This window comes from Flavivirga rizhaonensis, assembly GCF_004791695.1.
In the GTDB taxonomy this organism is placed as follows: domain Bacteria; phylum Bacteroidota; class Bacteroidia; order Flavobacteriales; family Flavobacteriaceae; genus Flavivirga; species Flavivirga rizhaonensis.
This window is the reverse complement of record NZ_SRSO01000023.1, coordinates 37340-56702: the sequence shown is the minus strand read 5'-3', so window position 1 is coordinate 56702 and position 19363 is coordinate 37340. Positions and strand designations below refer to the sequence as shown.

Genomic DNA, 19363 nt, shown 5'->3' with positions numbered 1-19363 from the left:
TTAATTATTTATCCGTGATAAAAATATTCATAATTAAAGTTTAAAATCATGATAAAAGTCATGTAATCAGCATTTTATGTGTAACAAATGTTACATAAGGTTTAATTAATTAATACTATTTAGGCGTGCTAAATTTTTAAATTGTTGTAGATTTGATTAACAGTTTGATTCATGGAAAACAAAAAGTATTTGATTGGAATTTTTGCATTAGTATTGTTGCTATTTGTAGCATTATTCTATGTAAGAAATAAAAGTTTTTTTAGCGAAAATGTTGGTTATGAAAATGTTAGTTATGAAAATGGATCGACAGATATTAAAGTTTCAAATTCAGAATCATGCTTACAATGTCATCAAAATACCAAAGGCTATTCTAATTACCATGATCCAGAGCTAATAGGTTGCGCAAGTTGTCACTTAGGAAATACGACATCACTTGATAAAGATGAAGCTCATAAAGGCATGATCTTAATTCCTGGCAATTTATCTGATGCTAAAGAAACCTGTGGTACATGCCATCCAAATGAATTAAATAAGGTTAATGCTTCTTTGATGACTACTAATAGTGGTATAGTAGCAGTCGATAAGTTTATTTTTGGTGAAGCAAACCATCAAGATTATCATTACCATATTAAGGACATAAAAAAATCGGCAGCAGATAAGCATTTAAGAGATCTATGCGCAAATTGCCATTTAGGGGCAGAAAAAACAAGCTATGGGGAAATTAATCAATTGAGTCGTGGTGGTGGTTGTAATGCTTGTCATTTAAATTATTCTGAAGCATCAAAAAAGGACTTAAATATATTCTTAGCATCAAATAAAAAAGTACTACCAGGTTTTCATCCATCAACAGATATTTTTGTTAATGATACACATTGCTTTGGTTGTCATAGTCGTTCAAGTAGAATTTCAACAAATTATATGGGTTTGCAAGAAACTTTATTAAATGAAGATGACATCAAAAATAAAAGTGATTACAAGGTTTTAGAAGACAAAAGGGTTTATAAATATCTTGAGGAAGATGTACATCATGCAAAAGGGTTGTTATGTATAGATTGTCATTCATCTCATGAAGTCATGGGGGATGGGAAACAATATCTGCATGCAGAGCAGGCAGTGAAAATACAGTGTATAGATTGTCATTATAAGGAAACCCCAAATACGATTCCTTATGATTCTTTAGATACTGAAAGTAGATTGGTGTTTTTGCATCGCGATTATAAGCATCGTGATAAACAAATTATAGCGGTTAAAAAAGACAATCACCCATTAGTGAATACTTATGTTGATTCTCTTGGTAAAGCATTTTTAATTGGTAAAAAAGAGGGAGCTATACATCCTTTAAAAAAGCAATCTGTAGTATGTTCTAGAGATCATGCACATAAAAATGTGAGTTGTGCCAGTTGTCATTCTTCCTGGACACCCAAATGTATAGGTTGTCATAACCAATTTGATAAGGATGAACCTAATGGATTTGACTTATTGGATAAAATGAATGTAAAAGGCCAGTGGAAAGAGTACGTTGCTGAGTTTTCACATTCACAACCAGCAATGGGGGTACGCGAGAATAATGATGAAAGAACTATTGAGCCAGCAATACCTGGGATGATTTTAACTATTGATAAAGGAAGTTACTCAAATAAAGAGAATGACAAAGATGTGACTTTTCATAGGCTATATGCTCCTAATTCTCCGCATACCACTACAAAAAGTGTGCGAGATTGTAAATCTTGCCATGCTAGCGCTTCTTCTTTAGGCTATGGTAATGGTGAGTTAGTTTACAATATTAAAGACAATGAGGGAAGATGGGTTTTTACTCCTGAATATGCATTGAATAGTAATGATAACTTACCAGAGGATGCCTGGATCCCTTTTTTGAAAGACGTTAATAAGAATGTTGTGAACTCTACAAGATCAGATTTTAGACCATTTACCTTAATGGAACAAAAGAGACTTCTGCTTGTAGGCGCTTGTTTGCAATGTCATAAAGATGATTCTAATGCGATGAAGCAATCTTTAGAATTTGGATTAAAAGTAGTGCTAAAAAATATTAGTAACGATTGTGTTTTACCTATTGATCATAAGTAATAACCACAACATTTTTCCAAACTTTTAATGTCTTCTTTGAAAAGCGGTTTAATATCATTACTTTAACTGCATCTAGTGCCTCACTTATACTTACCGTTTACCAATCATCTCATTATGTTCTTGAAAAGATAACGAATACGTTTTTATTCGATTATCATAGTTATCAGTTTTTTACACGTTTAGAAGGAAGTTAACAGGGAATTTATTTAGATTAAGTATAAATTACATCACTGTGACTTTTCTATGACATTTATCAGTTTTTGTATATTCTAATTAAGATATTTTTATCTTTTTAAAACAAATGTTAATTCATTGATATCTAACCATAAAGACAAACAAATTTTTTATGCCTATAAAAAGTTATTTAGCACATCCACAAGAAGGTAAAAAGGAAGACCTTATAAAAGCATTATCAGAATTAAAAGAATGTGAAGTTATGCCAGCTACCAATGAAGATGTTTTGGTAGTTGTAACAGATACTTTAGATGATGCATCCGAAGATATACTCAAAGAAAAAATAGAAAAAATAGATAGCCTGAAATTGTTAGCAATGGTTTCAGGTTTTAATAGTCCACAAAATTAACAAGCATATGTATAATTCATTATCAAGCAGAAGAAGTTTTATAAAAAAAATGGCAAAGCTATCTGCTATGACGGCAGCAGCAACGATGTTTCCTGGGATACTATTTGCTAGTGAACAGGAGGCAGGTATTCCAGATAGTGCAAATCTAGATTGGAAAAAAGGTCCTTGTAGATTTTGTGGTGTAGGGTGTGGTATTTTAGTAGGAGTCGATCAAGGAAAAGCAGTAGCGGTAAAAGGAGATCCAAATTGCTCCGTAAACAAAGGGTTGCTTTGTGTAAAAGGCTACCATCAAATTATGTGTACGCAGGCTAAAGATAGGTTAACGCATGCTTTGGTTAAGAAGAATGGAAGGTATGTCCAAACACCTATTAATGAAGCTTTAGACATTGTCGCTAATAAAATGAAGGAAACTATTGAAAAGCATGGCAAAGATTCAGTAGCAATGTATACGTCAGGACAATCAACAATTCCTGAAGGTTATGTCGCTTCAAAATTGATGAAAGGGGCTATTGGAACTAATAATTTAGACTGTAATGCGCGATTATGTATGGCAAGTGCTGTAGCTGGATTTTTAACCACTTTTGGTGCAGATGAACCTATGGGCTGTTATGAAGATATAGACCACGCAGATTATTTCATTACCTGGGGTAATAATATGGCAGAAATGCATCCTGTATTATTCTCAAGAATGTTGGAACAAAAAAACAGGAGGGGCGCTAAAATTATAGATTTTGCCACAAGAACGACACGTTCAAGTACAGCATCCAATAAATCGATTTTGTTTGAACCTCAAACAGATTTAGCTGTTGCAAATGCCATTTGTTATGAGATTATTAATAATGGTTGGGTGAACAAATCATTTGTAGAAAACCATGTGAACTTTAGTAAAGGGCTAACAAACATGGGGTATGGTGTTGAAGATAAATATAATTTTAAAGACAAGCCTACCAAAATTGATTTTGAAGCCTATAAAAAATTTTTAGAAGATTATACGCCTGAGAAAGTAGCAAAATATTCAAAAGTATCTGTAAAAGACATTAAATATTTGGCTGCTATTTATGGAGATCCTAATAAAAAGGTAGTTTCTTATTGGTGTATGGGTATGAACCAACATACCAGAGGCACCTGGATGAATAACTTAGTGTATAACATTCACTTATTAACTGGTAAAATTTCACAACCGGGAAACGGACCATTTTCTTTAACAGGTCAGCCATCAGCTTGTGGTACAGCCAGAGAGGTTGGTACGTTTACACATAAATTACCAAAAGGTGTGGTAACGAATGAAAAACATAGACGTTTAGCAGCTAAAATATGGAAGGTACCTTATGAAAGAATTCCAGCAAAACCTACCTATCATGCTACAGAAATGTTTAGAGCTGTAGACCGAGGTGATATTAAATTTATCTGGACACAAGTTACTAACCCTTTAGTATCGTTACCAAAGACAAGCCGTTACCGTCCAGGTATGGAAAAAGACTCTTGTTTTGTTGTCGTTTCAGATGTATTTCCAACACCAACATCGGATGTTGCAGACGTTATTTTACCAGCGTCCTGGCATATAGAAAAAAGTGGATTGTATGGAAACTCAGAGCGAAGAACACAGCACTGGGATAAAATGGTAGAAGGTCCGGGAGAAACAACTCCGGATGCTTGGATGACTATTGAAATTGCAAAACGAATGGGCTACGGTGATTTATTCCCATACAGTGAAGAAAATCACGTAGAAGAAATATATAACGAATACAGACAGTTTCATGAAGGGGCTAAACACGGCATGGCGCCTTTAGAAGTTCTTAAAAAAGAATCTGGAGCTATTTGGCCTTACGTAGATGGTAAATCTACGCAATGGCGTTTTAACGCAAAATATGACCCAGCCTGTAGTAATGATAAAGATTTCCATTTTTATGGAAAACCAGACGGTAAAGCTGTTATTTGGCAACGACCATATGAACCAGCAGCAGAATCACCAGATACAGAATATCCATTTTGGTTAAATACAGGACGTGTTATTGAACATTGGCACACAGGCTCGATGACTCGTAGAATTCCAGTATTACATAAAGCGATGCCAGAAGCCTATGTGGAATTTCATCCAGACGATGCAAAAAAACTAGGCGTTAGAAATGGCGAAAAAATAAAAGTAAGCTCAAGAAGAGGTTCATGTGTATTGCCAGCCTCCATAAATGAAAGAGGCTTACCTACTAGAGGACAGGTTTTTGTGCCTTTCTTTGATGAGAACATGTTGATTAATGATGTCACGTTAGATGCTTTTTGTCCTATTTCTAAAGAACCAGACTATAAAAAATGCGCTGTTAAAGTTGAAAAAGCATAGCAATGAAAAAAAGATTAGGTATCATATCGTTATTTGTAATTCTCTTTATAGCATTTATTACTATTTGGAATTACAGCTATCAAATAGGGCTTGAAGAAGCTTATATTCCAATTGAAAACAATAGTAATGTTTATGCAATTCCATCGGAATCAGGTGTTTTTAAACGTTCTGAACACGCTATGGATTACGAGAATATGCCTGTAGATAAGAATCATCAAAGGTCATTAACCACTTACTATAAAAACAGAGCGTATCATGGAGCGCCTCCTAGTATTCCACATGCAGTGGACGAACAACAAAACATGGGAGGACAAAGTTGTTTGAAATGCCATGAAAATGGTGGCTTTACTGAGAAATTCCAAGCTTATGCCCCTGTAACACCACATCCAGAGTTGGTAAGCTGTAAGCAATGCCATGTTGAGCAAAACACGCAGACCTTGTTTAAAAGTGGGAACTATGCACATGTTGCGGCTCCAGAAGTAGGAGTTAACAACGCTTTATTAGGAAGCCCACCAATGATTCCTCATCAAATTCAATTAAGAGAGAATTGCCTATCCTGCCATGCAGGCCCAAGTGCACCTAAAGAAATTAGAGTCTCACATCCAGAGCGTGTTAACTGTAGACAATGTCACGTACCTAGTACTAAAGAGATGACCGAGGTAGGAACTTTTAAAAGAGCTGGTAATGAAGAATAATATAAATGTTATGAATAAAATAGTTTGTTTTTCTTTTTTCTTAGTGGCATTTTTTTCTTGTAAACACCATGAAAATGAATACCATAGTATCACTGATAAGATAGAAGCTGAAAGCAAAGATTATCACGGAACTTCAATCTCATCTGAAGCATACATAGGTGAGATACAAACAATAGAAATCACAGAAGGCGATCACACCTTTTTAATTCCCGAAAGAAAAAGCCAAATTAAGTCTTATGCCTGTACCGAGTGCCATTCTAAACCTTTGTCACAAATGAAGAGTAAGGATCTTAAAAAGGCACACTGGGATATTAAAATGGATCATGCCAATGCAAATACAATGAATTGTGTGACTTGTCATAATCCAGATAACATGGATGATTTAAAAAGTTTGACAGGAAATGAAATTGATTTTAATACTAGTTATAATCTGTGTAATCAATGTCATACCAAACAATTTGAAGATTGGAAAGGTGGCGCACATGGTAAACGTATTGGAGGCTGGGCACCGCCAAGAGCGTCTATGACTTGTGTAAACTGTCATGACCCACATAAGCCTCATTTTGAGTCAAGGTGGCCAGCTAGTTTTAATACCCAAAAGGTAAAAGAAAGAGAATAGCTAACACCATTTATGGAATTAATAATATTTAGGTATGAGTAATAATAACAAAAAATGGTTTTCATTAAATCTTGGCAGGAAGGAAAAAACGTCTTCTGGTTCTTGTAGTTGTGGAAAAACATCTGGAGGTTGTGGATCATCATCAGATTCTCATCATATGACAGATGAAGCATTTAATGAAGCAGCAATACATGCATCTATAGGAGAAGAAAGAACTAAAGATGGCTTTGAGCAGGTTTTTGATGTGAAAATGGATAGACGAAGTGCTTTTAAAAAGTTAACGGCTAGTTTGCTAATTGGAGCAGGAGCAGTGAGCACGTCTTGTAGTGTGATTAGTGGTGATGAAAGTAAAGAAAAGGCACAAATAGATTGGGAAGAGCAATTTAAGGGGAACTATAAATTGATGACCGATAAAGAAAAAGAAGGTACTGTTGATAGATTGGTACGTTCGTATCAATTAAGAACAGGAAAAAATATTAGCATGTCATCTAAAAATGCAGAAGAAGATGTGTTATTTGGTTATGCTTTTAATATTTCTAAGTGTCAGGGGTATATGGATTGTGTGAATGCTTGTGTTGAGGAGAATAATCAAGACCGAAACTCCCAAATGCAATACATACGAATTCATGAAATGAAGGATGGTAAGGGTTTCAATTTTAATGAAGCTGATGATAATTACTATCATGAAGTACCAGCTGAAGGTCATTTTTATATGGGGACTCAATGTTTTCATTGTGATAATCCACCATGTGTAGAAGTATGTCCAGTGCAAGCAACTTGGAGAGAAGATGATGGCTTGGTGGTTGTCGATTATGATTGGTGTGTAGGATGTAGATACTGCATGGCTGCTTGCCCTTATGACGGTAGACGTTTTAACTGGAGTAAACCAGAAGTACCTGAAGCAGAAATTAATCATAATCAGCATTATTTAGGAAATCGTATGCGTAAAAAAGGCGTTATGGAAAAATGTACCTTCTGTGTACAACGATCCAGAGCTGGTAAAAACCCTGCATGTGTTGAAGCCTGTCCTACAGGAGCTAGAATTTTTGGAAATTTATTAGATCCAGATAGTACAATAAGGTGGGTTTTAGAAAATAAAAAAGTATTTAGATTAAAAGAAGATTTAGGTACGGAGCCTAAGTTCTGGTATTTTATGGATTAACACCGTTTGCGTTAGGGATTGTAACGGCATCCTTTTTTATGTCAGTTCGAGTGTTTTGTGAAGTATGAACAAAATGTATCGAGAACAAATAAAAAAGATATAGAGGAAAGCCCGACCCTTGTGGTAACGCCCAAAGTATAAAAATTAAAAAGTTATAATAGAAGTTTACGTGAAACGAGCAATAACAAGGAGTGATACCAATCTATATGTTATTAGCGAATGACACCCGCCTACCGGCCGGCAGGTCTGACCGAATAAATAAAATAAATAAAAACAGATGAAACGATTAAAAGTTTTTGGAAGTTTAGTTAAAGACAGTTTAGACACGATAACACATGGTTCAAAAAAGTATCATTTATGGATGGCACTCTTAACTTTTGTCATGTTGGCTGGGATGTATTGTTATTCCATTCAATTAGAGCACGGGCTTAGTGTTACTGGTATGACAGATAGAGTAAGTTGGGGCTTGTATATTTCTAATTTTACTTTTTTAGTTGGTGTGGCGGCCGCGGCAGTTATGCTTGTTATGCCCACTTACGTTTTAAAAGATATCGATTTTAAACAAGCAGTGCTTATTGGTGAAGGCTTAGCAGTTGCAGCACTTATTATGTGTTTAGCTTTTGTAATAGCAGACATGGGAGGACCTTCAGTGTTATGGCATATGATTCCAGGGATTGGCGTGTTTAACTTTCCAAACTCCATGTTAACCTGGGATGTATTGGTGCTTAACGGCTATCTGTTTTTAAATATTACCATTCCATTTTATATTTTATTTAGACATTATCAAGGTAAAGAAGCTAAACGCAGTGTATATATCCCAGGAGCTATTTTATCTGTTTTTTGGGCTGTTGCGATTCACTTAGTTACTGCATTTTTATATCAAGGGCTACAAGCACGTCCGTTTTGGAATAATGCCCTATTAGGTCCTCGGTTTTTAGCATCTGCATTTGCAGCTGGACCAGCACTTATTATTTTAGTTTTAGCTATTATTAGAAGCTTTACGGAATTTAAAATTCAAGATAAGACCATCAAAAAGATTGCAATGGTTGTTACTGTGGCAGCTCAAATTAATTTAATCATGCTTATCTCAGAATTATTTAAAGAGTTTTATGCGCCAACACATCATAGTGAAAGTGCCTATTATCTTTTCTTTGGATTAGATGGTAAGGATGCTTTATTACCATGGATTTGGACGGCCATACCTTTAAATGTATTAGCCACGGTCTTATTAACGTTCCATAAGCTTAGAAATAATTTTAAAGTGCTCTTCTTTTGTTGCTTCATATTATTTGTTGCTATTTGGATTGAAAAAGGATTCGGACTAATTGTTCCTGGATTTATTCCTGGACCTTACGGAAAAATAGCTGAGTATATGCCTACAGGTATTGAAATAGGTGTAACACTAGGGATATGGGCGCTTGGAGCCTTTGTATTTACAATCCTTGCTAAAACAGCTATTGGTATAGAACTAGGAAAATTAAGATATAAAAAATGAGTGTAAAAAATGTTTTGTATTTTTAAAAAAATTAATTGAGACTAAATAAGAATTACTGACCGAATATGACATATATCAGCTTATTTATTACGAAAAAACAAGAGATTTACACCTAAGTTTAAATGTACTTTCATGCATATAAAAAATTACTTTAACCACCTTCGAGAAATCATAAAAATGACCCTAATCAGAACTTTATTCAGGGAAGATAATTATCAATTTATTCCTTTAGAAAATAAAAATTTACTTATCCCGGAAGCTCATATCCAAATTAAGCCAACTTTATAATCAAGTAAATAATTATTGATACATATTATAAAACAAAATCGTTTACTTAAAAATATAATAAAGTGAATCTCAAAAAAAACATACTACCAGATAAAAAATCGCGATGGAGAACAGTTGCGGTTTTTTTAATTGCAGTAATTACTGGGTTAGGGTTTTTTATGGCAAAAGAAGCCTCCGTGGTTTCTTATATGTCAGACAACCCTTTAGCCTGTGTTAACTGTCACGTTATGACCCCTGTTTACAATAGCTGGATGCACAGTTCGCATAGAGAATGGGCAAATTGTAACGATTGTCACGTACCTCATAACAATGTTTTTAATAAATATTATTTTAAAGCAAAAGATGGCTTGTTTCACGCTTCGGTATTTACTTTAAGAGCAGAACCAGAAGTTATGTTTATGCGGGAAGAATCTCAGGAAGTTGTACAAAACAATTGTATTCGTTGTCATGTACAGCAGGTCACACAAACCAAGTATGACGGTTGGATAGATGATCATGCAAAAAACAGAACAGAGCGGAAATGTTGGAGTTGTCATCAAGAAGTACCACATGGCACTGTACATGGAATATCCACTATAAAGAATAACATTGCGCCTATTCCAACAGATACAGAGGAAACTGTTATCCCGGATTGGTTAGAAAAACAAATAGAAGACAAATAATTATAACAAAAATGAAAAACAAAGTATTATTTATCGTTACAGCAATAGTAGTATTTTTACTAGGCTTGTTAGCATCTAGTATTGTTAACAGAAAAAATGAGGCTAAATATAAATACGTTCCGCAAGTTGAAATAAGTGAAAACGAACCACGAAATGAAGAATGGGGAAAAAATTACCCAGCCGAATATCAATCGTTTTTACAAACAGCAGAAACTGATTTTGCATCACAGCAAGGTGGTTCAGCCATGAGAGATGTGCTACATGAAGATTCACGTTTAGTTGTACTTTGGGCTGGATACGGGTTTGCAAAAGATTATAATCAAGGAAGAGGACACCAGTATGCTATTGAAGATTTACGTAACTCTTTAAGAACAGGAGGACCTAAAGGAAAAGGTGACGGTCCTATGCCTGCGACATGTTGGACTTGTAAAAGTCCAGATGTACCACGTTTAATGAACGAAAATGGTATCGCTGAGTTTTACTCAGGAAAATGGGCGGACAAAGGAGCTGAAGTTGTTAATCCTATTGGTTGTGCAGATTGTCACGATTCAAAAACGATGAAGCTAACTATTTCCAGACCAGCCTTAGTAGAAGCTTTTGAAGAAATGGGTAAAGATATCAACCAGGCAACCCATCAGGAAATGCGTTCTTTAGTTTGTGCGCAATGTCATGTTGAGTATTACTTTGATAAGAAAATGCCAGGAAATGAAGGTGTCCCTTATTTAAAATTTCCATGGAAAAATGGTATGTCTGTTGAAGCTATGGAAAAATATTACGATGATATTAATTTTAAAGATTGGACACATAAGTTAAGTCGTGCACCTATGCTTAAAGCGCAACACCCTGGTTACGAAACGTATTTAACGGGTGTTCATGCAGATAGAGGCGTGTCTTGTGCAGATTGTCATATGCCTTACAAGAGTGAAGGGGGACAGAAATTCACGGATCATCATATCCAATCACCCTTAAACAATGTTGCTAATGCATGTCAAGTGTGTCATAGAGAAGATGCCGATAAGCTAAAGAAAAATGTTTACGAACGTCAGCGTAAGGCAGCAGAAAACAGATTGAAATTAGAAGACTTCATTGTTAAGGCACATATAGAAGCTAAAAAAGCCTGGGATTTAGGTGCCACAGAAGAGCAAATGAAGGACATCTTAATGGATATTCGTCATGCGCAATGGCGCTGGGATTATTCTGCAGCAGCACATGGAGCATCATTCCACTCTCCGGTTGAAACAGCAAGAGTTATGGGAAGTGCATTTACTGTTATTCAAGAAGGGCGTTTAAAATTAGCTCGTTTATTATCTGAATTAGGATACAATAAACCTGTTGAGATGCCAGATATTTCTACTAAAGAAAAAGCACAGAAATATATAGGTTTAGATGCTGAAAAAATGAAGCAGGATAAAGAAGCATTTAAACAAAATTTAGTACCGAAATGGTTAGAAGAGGCTAAAGCTCGTGAAGCTAACTATGGTACTAAAGAAGTATCAATGAATAAATAAGGCTACACAACCTTGTTGTTATAATTAATTAAAAAAAGATAACATTTGAAGGGTAAAACCACAAATGTTATCTTTCTTCTTTTAAGAGACCCTCATGCAAAAATTATATAACTTTTTTTCATCTTCTAGTTTAGCATTGTTACTACTTTTAGTTTTTGCAATCGCTATGGCAACCGCTACTTTTGTAGAAAATGATTTCGGTACCGCAACTGCGTGGGTCGCTATTTATGATGCTTGGTGGTTTGAGGTTGTTTTGCTAGGATTAGCCATTTGTTTTGCTGCCAATATCTTTAAATATAAGCTATTCCGTAAAGAAAAATGGGCGACACTGTTATTTCATGTAGCGTTTATTGTTATTATTTTAGGAGCCGCTATTACAAGATATGCCTCTTATGGAGGGATTATGAGAATAAGAGAAGGCGCGTCTTCTAATATTGTTATCTCAGATGCTAATTTTTTAACAGCAACAATAACCGATGGTAAGAATACTAAAACGATAAAAGAAAAGCTATCATTCTCACCTATAAGTGATAATGACTTTACCTTAAAAATAAGCTTTAACAATAAACCAGTTATTATTTCATACAATGAATTTATAGCTGACGCTGTTCCGGAAGTTATACATGACGATACTTCAGGAGAACCACTCTTAGAAATGGTTGTAACAGTCGGTAACGGTAGAAATACAGTATATCTTAAAAAGGGTGAAATTGAAAAAATTGGAGAACACCAGCATGAAATAGGGTTTAATTCCGATAAAGAAGGCATTATTAATATTGTAGAAAAAGAGGGTGCATTTAGTATTAAAACACCACACGATTTAGACTTTTTTATCATGTCATCACAACAAGCAGGAAAAGTTTCTAAAGATAGCTTGCAAGCTATTACTTTAAGAACTTTGTATAGAGATGGCGATATTTCTTTTGTACCATTAGTCTACCATGAAAAGGGAAGGTTTCAATTAAAAAGCATTTCAGAGAAACCTAAGGACAATGATCAAACGAAAGATGATGCTTTAATTGTAAACGTATCTGTTGATGGTAAAGAACAACCTGTAAATATCTTATATAGAGAAGGTTTTTTACCAACACACCATGATTTAGAAATTAATGATATAAGAGTTATTCTATCCTATGGAGCAGCGGCTATTCAAACGCCTTTTTCAATTCAATTAGATGATTTTCAATTAGAAAGATATCCAGGATCTTCAAGTCCTTCTGCTTACGCCAGTGAAGTCACTATTTTAGATAACGATACAAAGATACCGTTTAGAATTTTTATGAATAATGTGCTGGATTATAAAGGCTATCGCTTTTTTCAGGCAAGCTATGATACCGACGAAAAAGGAACAGTATTATCTGTAAACCATGATAGAATAGGGACTTTTGTTACTTATTTGGGGTATTTGTTAATGATGATTGGCATGTTTTTTACGCTTTTTGGAAAAACATCACGTTTTAAATTCATCAATAAAAAATTAAAACAACTAAAGAAAAAATCTGTAACAACAGTATGTTTGCTTCTTTTTGGTTTAACTAGCTTATTTGCACAAACGTCAACAGATTCACTATTTACAGTTGTTGAAAAAGCGATTGAAAGTCAGGAAATAGATAAAGGGCATGCTGATTTTTTCGGTAGACTCTTAGTTCAGGATTTAGACGGACGTATAAAACCAATAAATACCTTAGCATCCGAGTTTCTTAGAAAAATTTCCAGAAAGTCTAAATTCACTTACCCTTTAACTGATAAAAAAATAGTACTTGATGCCAATCAAACTTTTTTAGCCATGCACATGTTACCTCAAATATGGCAACGCGTACCCATTATAAAGGCAGATTTCAAGAAAACAGGAACCTTATTTGATAGTATCCCTAAAGGAAAAAATAACTTAATAGCATTCACCAATTTATTAGATGAAAAAGGAGATTATCTTTTAACGAATCAAGTTGAAGACGCTAATAAAAAGAAACCATCAGAACGTAATGAATTTGATAAGGAAGTTTTAAAAATAGATGAGCGTTTTAATATTCTTTACAATGTTTTTATAGGTAACTACCTAAAAATTTTCCCAAATAAAAACGATTCCAATAATACATGGTTTAGCTACACGCATCATTTTAATGATTTTCCTGAGGAAGACGCGCAATTTGCCCAAACAATTGTGCCATCTTATTTTAAAGATATTACGACCAGAAACTATGAAGGAGCCCATGAAAAACTTATGTATATTAAAAAATACCAAGAGGTTTTAGGAGCTGAGGTTATACCAACACCAGAGCGTATTGAAGCTGAGCTATGGTATAATAAGGCTAATATCAATTTCTGGCTGTTTCAAGTGTTTTTTACGCTTGGTTTTGTCTTGTTAATTTTGGCTATAGTTAGAATGTTTTCTCAGAAAAAATGGGTAGAAGTTTTAAATAATACGTTTATTGTTTTAACATTAATTTCCTTTTTATGCTTTACGGGAAATATTCTTTTACGTTGGTATGTTGCGCAGCATGCGCCATGGAGTAATGGTTATGAAATGTTGATTTTTGTAGCTTGGGTATTAGTATTATGTGGATTATTTACATTTAGGAAATCTGATTTTTCACTGCCTTTATCCACTTTGTTTTCTGGCGCGTTATTATTTGTAAGCTATTTAGATTGGTTAAGTCCGGAAATCACCAATTTAATGCCTGTATTAAAGTCGTATTGGCTAAAAATTCATGTAGCAACGATTGTGAGTAGTTATGCGCCTTTGGCATTGTCGGCCATTCTGGGGTTTATGGCTTTGTTATTGTTAATTTTTAAAACACCGAAGACAAAAACTATCATAGACATTAAAATTAAAGAGCTTACTTATATTAATGAAATAGCCATGACTATTGGTTTGTTTGTATTGGCAGTAGGTACTTTTTTAGGAGGTATTTGGGCGAATGAATCCTGGGGACGGTACTGGGCATGGGATCCTAAAGAAACCTGGGCGTTAATAAGTATTATTGTATACGCCATTGTTTTACATTTACGTTTTATTCCGAAATTAAATAATATGTATGTGCTTAACGTAGCCAGTATGTTTGCTTTTTGGTCTATTATAATGACATCTTTTGGAGTTAATTATTATCTGTCTGGTTTGCATAGTTATGCAGCGGGTGATCCTCTGCCTATTCCAGTGTTTGTCTATGTGCTGGCTGTTTTTATGATAGTTGTGGCTGTTGTAGCTGCTTTTAGAAACAAGAAAACGTATGGCTCTAAAGTAGCCTCGGAGAAATAATAGGCATATGCACTAGCAGAGAAGTTCTTTTTTTCTTCATCAAGCGACTTCGTTTGTCGTTAAGGAAAGACTATTAGGCTGTCCCGACCTTTCGGAAGAATAAAGCACAAAAGCTTCGATTACAGGAGCATTAATGTTGGGTAATGTAGTAGGGCGACGCGAAGTTTTGGGCTTGGTTCTTCTCAAGGCGATAGTATGAGAAGAAATTCCTCTCGAAAGGGCGTCTTTTCTTTTGTTATTTTTCTTTGGACGAGCAAAGAAAAGTAAATACAAAACTCATCTTATATACAGAAAAATGTAGTTATTATACTTTTAGTTTAATTAAACCCTATGATAGCACTAGAATTCCTCGTTTAAAGAAATTTTTTATTTTACGAATTTGCCATAAATCAATATTCAAAATTACTATGTTGTGAATTTGAATATTGATTTTTAGTTTTCTCTTAAAAGTGAATGCGGTATTTATTATTATACGTATTAATACTTATATTAGTGATATCGCTTAATACTTAAATGAGTACTTAAAAAGAATGCAGTCAACATTTAAAAGCATAAATGAGGTAAAACAGAGAGCAAATCCGTTGTCTGGTTTAGCTTGCAATTTATGTGATAATACTAACTGTTTAATCAAAAAGAATCTGTCTACTTTAGAAAGCTCTAATTTCACGAATAAAAAGAACAATATCAAGTGCAAAAAAGGGCAGCAGTTCATCATTGAAGGTGCTCCCGTACATGGTTTATTTTTTATTTTAAAAGGAACCGTTAAAGTCTTTCGAACGGGTATTAATGGTAGAGAACAAATTGTAAGATTTGCCAAAGAAGGAGAAATTATCGGTCATCGTGGTTTTGGAACTGAAGAATACTATTCTATAGGTGCTATTGCATTGCAAGACACCGTTTTGTGCTATTTTTCAAAGAACGATTTACAAGAAGCGTTACTCGAAAACCCTAAGTTCACTTATGATATGATGCTATTTTATGCAGATGAGCTTAATAGAAGTGAAAATAAAGTAAAATCCATTTCGCAAATGACTGTTCGAGAACGTGTTATTGATACCTTATTATATATCCATCGAAAATTTGGCCATTTAAAAGGCTTTTTAAACTTACCATTAAGTAGGAGAGAGTATGCCGACTACGCGGGAACTACCGAAGAACAGGTTATTCGTGCATTTTCTGCACTTAAAAAGGAAAAGCTTATTATAGCAAAAGGAAAGAAGATTGGTATAAATGATATTCCACTACTTAAAAAAGAGATCAGCGAGCATAATTACTTCTTGGATAGCTAGTTTTCTAACCATCTTTTAATTCTTGTCGTTTTGGGCATAGCTTTTCAATAGATACGAATTACACTAATTTGCACGAATTGAAGCTTGCTTAGAGTTTAAATCTGGCGATAGACAAATTAATTAACGTCAGTTTGACGTAAATAATACTCAAAAGAACCAAGAGATGTTTGTCATCCGACAGAACGAAGCATGAGTGACGAGACATCTCATCATGATGAGATGCCTCCTCTTACAATAAATAGAACTGACGTTAATTAGTGAAAATCAGTCATATTCGTGTCTAATTCCTATTGTTCATTATACGTGCCCATATTTATGTATACACGGTAACTCTAAAACCCTTCCCTTTCTCCATTATGAAAAAATTTACTGCGTTTTAATAGCTTTTTACATGTGGTAAAAGACCATTTACAACTGTATTATTTCATAATTAATTAAGAAACTACTATTTATTTTTGTCTTAAATAAGTACTAATACTTAATTTTTTATAAATACAAACCAAATACATAAGATTTATGGAATCAACAACCATCACTCTAGTTCAAGAATCATTTGAAAAAGTAAAGCCGATAGCCCCAACTGCAGCAAAAATATTTTATGAAAAACTTTTTGATTTAGATCCACAGCTAAAACCATTATTTCCAAGTGATGAAGATGCTATGAAAATACAAGGAAACAAATTGATGAGCATGCTTGGTACAGCTGTAGCTGGCTTGAGCAACTTGGATGCATTAATTCCAATTTTAAAGGATTTAGGAAAAAGACATACAGAATATAAGGTAGAAGCTTTTCATTATACTACCGTAGGCGAAGCATTATTGGGAACCCTTGAAGTTGGTTTGGGAGACGATTTTACTCCCGAAGTAAAAGATGCATGGACAAGTGTATATGGTACAATGTCTAAAGTCATGATTGAAGCTGCTTATTAATAACTCAAAAAATCAGAAATATGAAAAATATTTACAAACCCATATTACCATTAACATGTTTCATTTTAGTTTCATGTGGTGGAGTTCCGGAAGAAAAATCAGAAACAACAAGCATAGAAAATGCTTTTTCTGTAGAAGAAGTATTAGAAATGGTATCTAAAGAGAACGACGTTACAAGAACACTCTATACAAAAGCTATAGTAGGTAAAGGTAAAAAACAAGGAATGAAGTTTGATGAAGACTGGAGAAAGGACGATGTAGAAGCAGGACCATTACCAGCACTATTTTTAAGGGGTGTAGCAACAAGTATTAGAAAGAACCCAGTGCCTTTAGGCTTGTATCTGGGATCTGATTTTCCGGTAAATGCGGCCAATAAATTTGAAGGAAAGCAAGCAGATTTATTTAAACAAATAAAAGAGGATCAAAAACCACAATTTTTCTATGACGAAGAACAAAAACTACATACCGCAATGTTTGCAGATTTAGCTAGTGCAGGGGCTTGTGTAAGTTGTCATAATGAACATCCTCAGACAACAAAATCAGATTGGAAATTAGGAGATGTTATGGGCGCTACGACATGGCAATACCCAAAAGATTCATTAACATATAAAGAAACTATAGCGGTTTTAAACTCTTATGCTAAAGGGACTGTAGATATATACATGGAATATTTGGATGAAATTAAAGCCTTTAAGGAAAGTGAAAAGCCGGAGATAGGCAAAAAATGGCCAGCAGAAGGAAATTATTTGCCAACAGCTGAAGTTTTTCTTGATAGTGTTAAAAAGTTAGCATCTTATGAGACTATGAAACATCTTGTAGCAACGAAATAAGTGAAGTTTAGTTTTGATTATTCAATTGCAACTCTGCTCATTCCTTATGCTTCATAATGGTGATGGGCAAGTTGCTATTGTTTACCTGAAATCGCAGATAATTTATGTTAATTAATAACAAATCCTCTTTAATCGGATTAATTTTCCTAAGTGCTTTCTTTTTGCAATTTTTTTTAAAATTAAAATGGAATTGGTTATTTGAACTCCAGCAACAAGAAATGTATAAGCGCTGGTCTGGTATGGTTTTGGCTTTGTTTATAGTCTTTCAATGGGTTCTTACATTAACTCGGATTATTAAAAAGCTTAGAAAACATGCTATATCTATGCAGACAATACATAAGTGGTTAGGAGCCATTAGCCCCTTGGTCTTTTATATACACAGTATGTCTTTAGGGTACGGGTATTTGTTATTGCTGTCTTATATATTTTTTTCGAATACATTATTGGGATATTTTAATCTCGATGTTATAAAAAATAATAGCGATTTGTTATTTAAAGGCTGGATGATTGCTCATGTAGCTCTATCCATAATAGTCACGATTATGATGGTATTTCATATAACCATTGTATTTTATTATAAATAGATACCATATGAAATTACTAATAAAAGATATAATTGGAGAAACCGATGATACTATCAGTTTGTGTTTCAAGAATGGAAATTTTTTCAAAAGATTAAAGTATAAACCAGGTCAATTTTTAACTATCTATGTTCCTATTGATAAGGTTGTACATAAACGTGCTTATTCATTTAGTAGTAATCCGTATACTGATAAAGATTTAAAAATTACTATAAAGCGTGTCGAGAAAGGGCTGGTTTCAAACTTTGTTCATGATAATCTTCATGTAGGAGATAAGTTGGTTGTTGATGATCCAGCAGGTTCTTTTTATGTTGAACCAATTAGTAAACAAAAAAAGCAATATATATTATTTGCAGGAGGTAGTGGAATTACCCCTATGTTTTCTATTATAAAATCAGTTTTAGCAGAAGAAAAGGATTCAAATATATTATTGGTTTACGCAAATCAGAGTATGGAGTCTATTATTTTTCATGATGAAATAAAAGAATTAGAAAACAAGTACCCTAATAATTTTTCTATTGAACATATCATTTCTTCAAATAAGAAAGATAATAACAACTACTATGCAGGCTTGGTAACACATAAATTATTAAATAAGATATTTTCTAAACACTTATTAGCTTATGATGATCATGCCTATATGATTTGCGGTCCTTTTGGTTATATGGAAAAAATAAAAGAGATCTTAAAAGATAATGGTGTTACCAGAGAAAAAATTATGATTGAAGTTTTTAAAGCTCCTGTAGTAAAAGTTTCTGGTAAAGATCTTTTGAGTGATGTGACTTTAAAAGTTGAAGGAGAAGCCCATCAAATACAAGTAAGAGGAGATAAATCCATATTAGAGCAAGCTATGTCAGAAAGTATTGTTATTCCATATTCATGTAGAGCAGGCATGTGCTCTTCTTGTAGGGCAAAATGTATTTCGGGAGAAGTTATGATGAGTGAAGGACATTTGCTGCCAGATAGCGATGTGGAAAATGGAGACATTCTCACTTGCATTAGTTATCCTGTAAGTGAGAAAGTTGTAATTGAAATATAATTTAAA

15 protein-coding genes are annotated in these 19363 nt (G+C 34.0%); all 15 read left to right on the top strand.

Going from position 1 to position 19363, the window contains the following annotated elements; all coding sequences use genetic code 11:
- Positions 1 to 171: 171 nt before the first annotated feature.
- Positions 172 to 2085 carry a hypothetical protein gene (locus tag EM932_RS15350; protein ID WP_135878083.1) on the top strand — a complete coding sequence of 638 codons (1914 nt, stop codon included), beginning with the start codon at positions 172 to 174 and terminating at the stop codon, positions 2083 to 2085.
- A gap of 346 nt (positions 2086 to 2431) precedes the next feature.
- A complete protein-coding gene (locus EM932_RS15345) occupies positions 2432 to 2668 on the top strand; it encodes a hypothetical protein (protein WP_135878082.1) in 237 nt (78 codons plus the stop codon).
- 49 nt (positions 2669 to 2717) lie between these two features.
- Positions 2718 to 5003 carry a molybdopterin-dependent oxidoreductase gene (locus EM932_RS15340; RefSeq protein ID WP_246041098.1) on the top strand — a complete coding sequence of 762 codons (2286 nt, stop codon included), beginning with the start codon at positions 2718 to 2720 and terminating at the stop codon, positions 5001 to 5003.
- 2 nt (positions 5004 to 5005) lie between these two features.
- A complete protein-coding gene (locus EM932_RS15335; protein ID WP_135878080.1) occupies positions 5006 to 5698 on the top strand; it encodes a nitrate reductase cytochrome c-type subunit in 693 nt (230 codons plus the stop codon).
- Positions 5688 to 6317: a cytochrome c3 family protein gene (locus EM932_RS15330; RefSeq protein WP_135878079.1), complete on the top strand. Its 630-nt coding sequence runs from the start codon at positions 5688 to 5690 to the stop codon at positions 6315 to 6317. Before EM932_RS15335 ends, EM932_RS15330 begins: the two co-directional genes overlap by 11 nt.
- Before the next feature lie 34 nt (positions 6318 to 6351).
- Positions 6352 to 7479, top strand: coding sequence for a 4Fe-4S dicluster domain-containing protein (locus tag EM932_RS15325; RefSeq protein WP_135878078.1), 1128 nt, complete (start codon positions 6352 to 6354; stop codon positions 7477 to 7479).
- Between the two features lie 277 nt (positions 7480 to 7756).
- On the top strand, positions 7757 to 8974 hold the full coding sequence (gene dsrP / locus EM932_RS15320) for a sulfate reduction electron transfer complex DsrMKJOP subunit DsrP (RefSeq protein ID WP_135878077.1): 1218 nt from the start codon (positions 7757 to 7759) through the stop codon (positions 8972 to 8974).
- 350 nt (positions 8975 to 9324) lie between these two features.
- On the top strand, positions 9325 to 9924 hold the full coding sequence (nrfH, locus tag EM932_RS15315) for a cytochrome c nitrite reductase small subunit (RefSeq protein ID WP_135878076.1): 600 nt from the start codon (positions 9325 to 9327) through the stop codon (positions 9922 to 9924).
- 11 nt (positions 9925 to 9935) lie between these two features.
- Positions 9936 to 11432, top strand: a complete 1497-nt coding sequence (gene nrfA, locus EM932_RS15310; protein WP_135878075.1) for an ammonia-forming cytochrome c nitrite reductase — start codon at positions 9936 to 9938, stop codon at positions 11430 to 11432.
- Positions 11433 to 11526: 94 nt separating this feature from the next.
- Positions 11527 to 14688: a cytochrome c biogenesis protein gene (ccsA, locus tag EM932_RS15305; RefSeq protein WP_246041097.1), complete on the top strand. Its 3162-nt coding sequence runs from the start codon at positions 11527 to 11529 to the stop codon at positions 14686 to 14688.
- A 530-nt stretch (positions 14689 to 15218) separates the two neighbouring features.
- The gene (locus tag EM932_RS15300; RefSeq protein WP_135878074.1) at positions 15219 to 15977 is read left to right on the top strand and encodes a Crp/Fnr family transcriptional regulator; all 759 of its coding nucleotides are present in this window, start codon (positions 15219 to 15221) and stop codon (positions 15975 to 15977) included.
- 516 nt (positions 15978 to 16493) lie between these two features.
- Positions 16494 to 16907 (top strand): globin family protein, encoded by a 414-nt coding sequence (locus EM932_RS15295; RefSeq protein ID WP_135878073.1) that lies wholly within the window; start codon positions 16494 to 16496, stop codon positions 16905 to 16907.
- Positions 16908 to 16927: 20 nt separating this feature from the next.
- Entirely contained in the window at positions 16928 to 17737 is an 810-nt protein-coding gene (locus tag EM932_RS15290) for a c-type heme family protein (protein WP_135878072.1), read from the top strand.
- Positions 17738 to 17955: 218 nt separating this feature from the next.
- Positions 17956 to 18321: a hypothetical protein gene (locus EM932_RS15285; protein ID WP_246041089.1), complete on the top strand. Its 366-nt coding sequence runs from the start codon at positions 17956 to 17958 to the stop codon at positions 18319 to 18321.
- A gap of 7 nt (positions 18322 to 18328) precedes the next feature.
- Positions 18329 to 19357, top strand: a complete 1029-nt coding sequence (locus tag EM932_RS15280; RefSeq protein WP_135878070.1) for a ferredoxin--NADP reductase — start codon at positions 18329 to 18331, stop codon at positions 19355 to 19357.
- The last annotated feature ends 6 nt before the right edge of the window (positions 19358 to 19363 follow it).

What these genes read in the sequence shown, in the direction of transcription:
- EM932_RS15350 (WP_135878083.1), top strand. Translation starts at nt 172, where the DNA reads ATGGAAAACAAAAAGTATTTGATTGGAATTTTTGCATTAGTATTGTTG.
- EM932_RS15345 (WP_135878082.1), top strand. Translation starts at nt 2,432, where the DNA reads ATGCCTATAAAAAGTTATTTAGCACATCCACAAGAAGGTAAAAAGGAA.
- EM932_RS15340 (WP_246041098.1), top strand. Translation starts at nt 2,718, where the DNA reads ATGGCAAAGCTATCTGCTATGACGGCAGCAGCAACGATGTTTCCTGGG.
- EM932_RS15335 (WP_135878080.1), top strand. Translation starts at nt 5,006, where the DNA reads ATGAAAAAAAGATTAGGTATCATATCGTTATTTGTAATTCTCTTTATA.
- EM932_RS15330 (WP_135878079.1), top strand. Translation starts at nt 5,688, where the DNA reads ATGAAGAATAATATAAATGTTATGAATAAAATAGTTTGTTTTTCTTTT.
- EM932_RS15325 (WP_135878078.1), top strand. Translation starts at nt 6,352, where the DNA reads ATGAGTAATAATAACAAAAAATGGTTTTCATTAAATCTTGGCAGGAAG.
- dsrP (WP_135878077.1), top strand. Translation starts at nt 7,757, where the DNA reads ATGAAACGATTAAAAGTTTTTGGAAGTTTAGTTAAAGACAGTTTAGAC.
- nrfA (WP_135878075.1), top strand. Translation starts at nt 9,936, where the DNA reads ATGAAAAACAAAGTATTATTTATCGTTACAGCAATAGTAGTATTTTTA.
- ccsA (WP_246041097.1), top strand. Translation starts at nt 11,527, where the DNA reads ATGCAAAAATTATATAACTTTTTTTCATCTTCTAGTTTAGCATTGTTA.
- EM932_RS15300 (WP_135878074.1), top strand. Translation starts at nt 15,219, where the DNA reads ATGCAGTCAACATTTAAAAGCATAAATGAGGTAAAACAGAGAGCAAAT.
- EM932_RS15295 (WP_135878073.1), top strand. Translation starts at nt 16,494, where the DNA reads ATGGAATCAACAACCATCACTCTAGTTCAAGAATCATTTGAAAAAGTA.
- EM932_RS15290 (WP_135878072.1), top strand. Translation starts at nt 16,928, where the DNA reads ATGAAAAATATTTACAAACCCATATTACCATTAACATGTTTCATTTTA.
- EM932_RS15285 (WP_246041089.1), top strand. Translation starts at nt 17,956, where the DNA reads ATGTATAAGCGCTGGTCTGGTATGGTTTTGGCTTTGTTTATAGTCTTT.
- EM932_RS15280 (WP_135878070.1), top strand. Translation starts at nt 18,329, where the DNA reads ATGAAATTACTAATAAAAGATATAATTGGAGAAACCGATGATACTATC.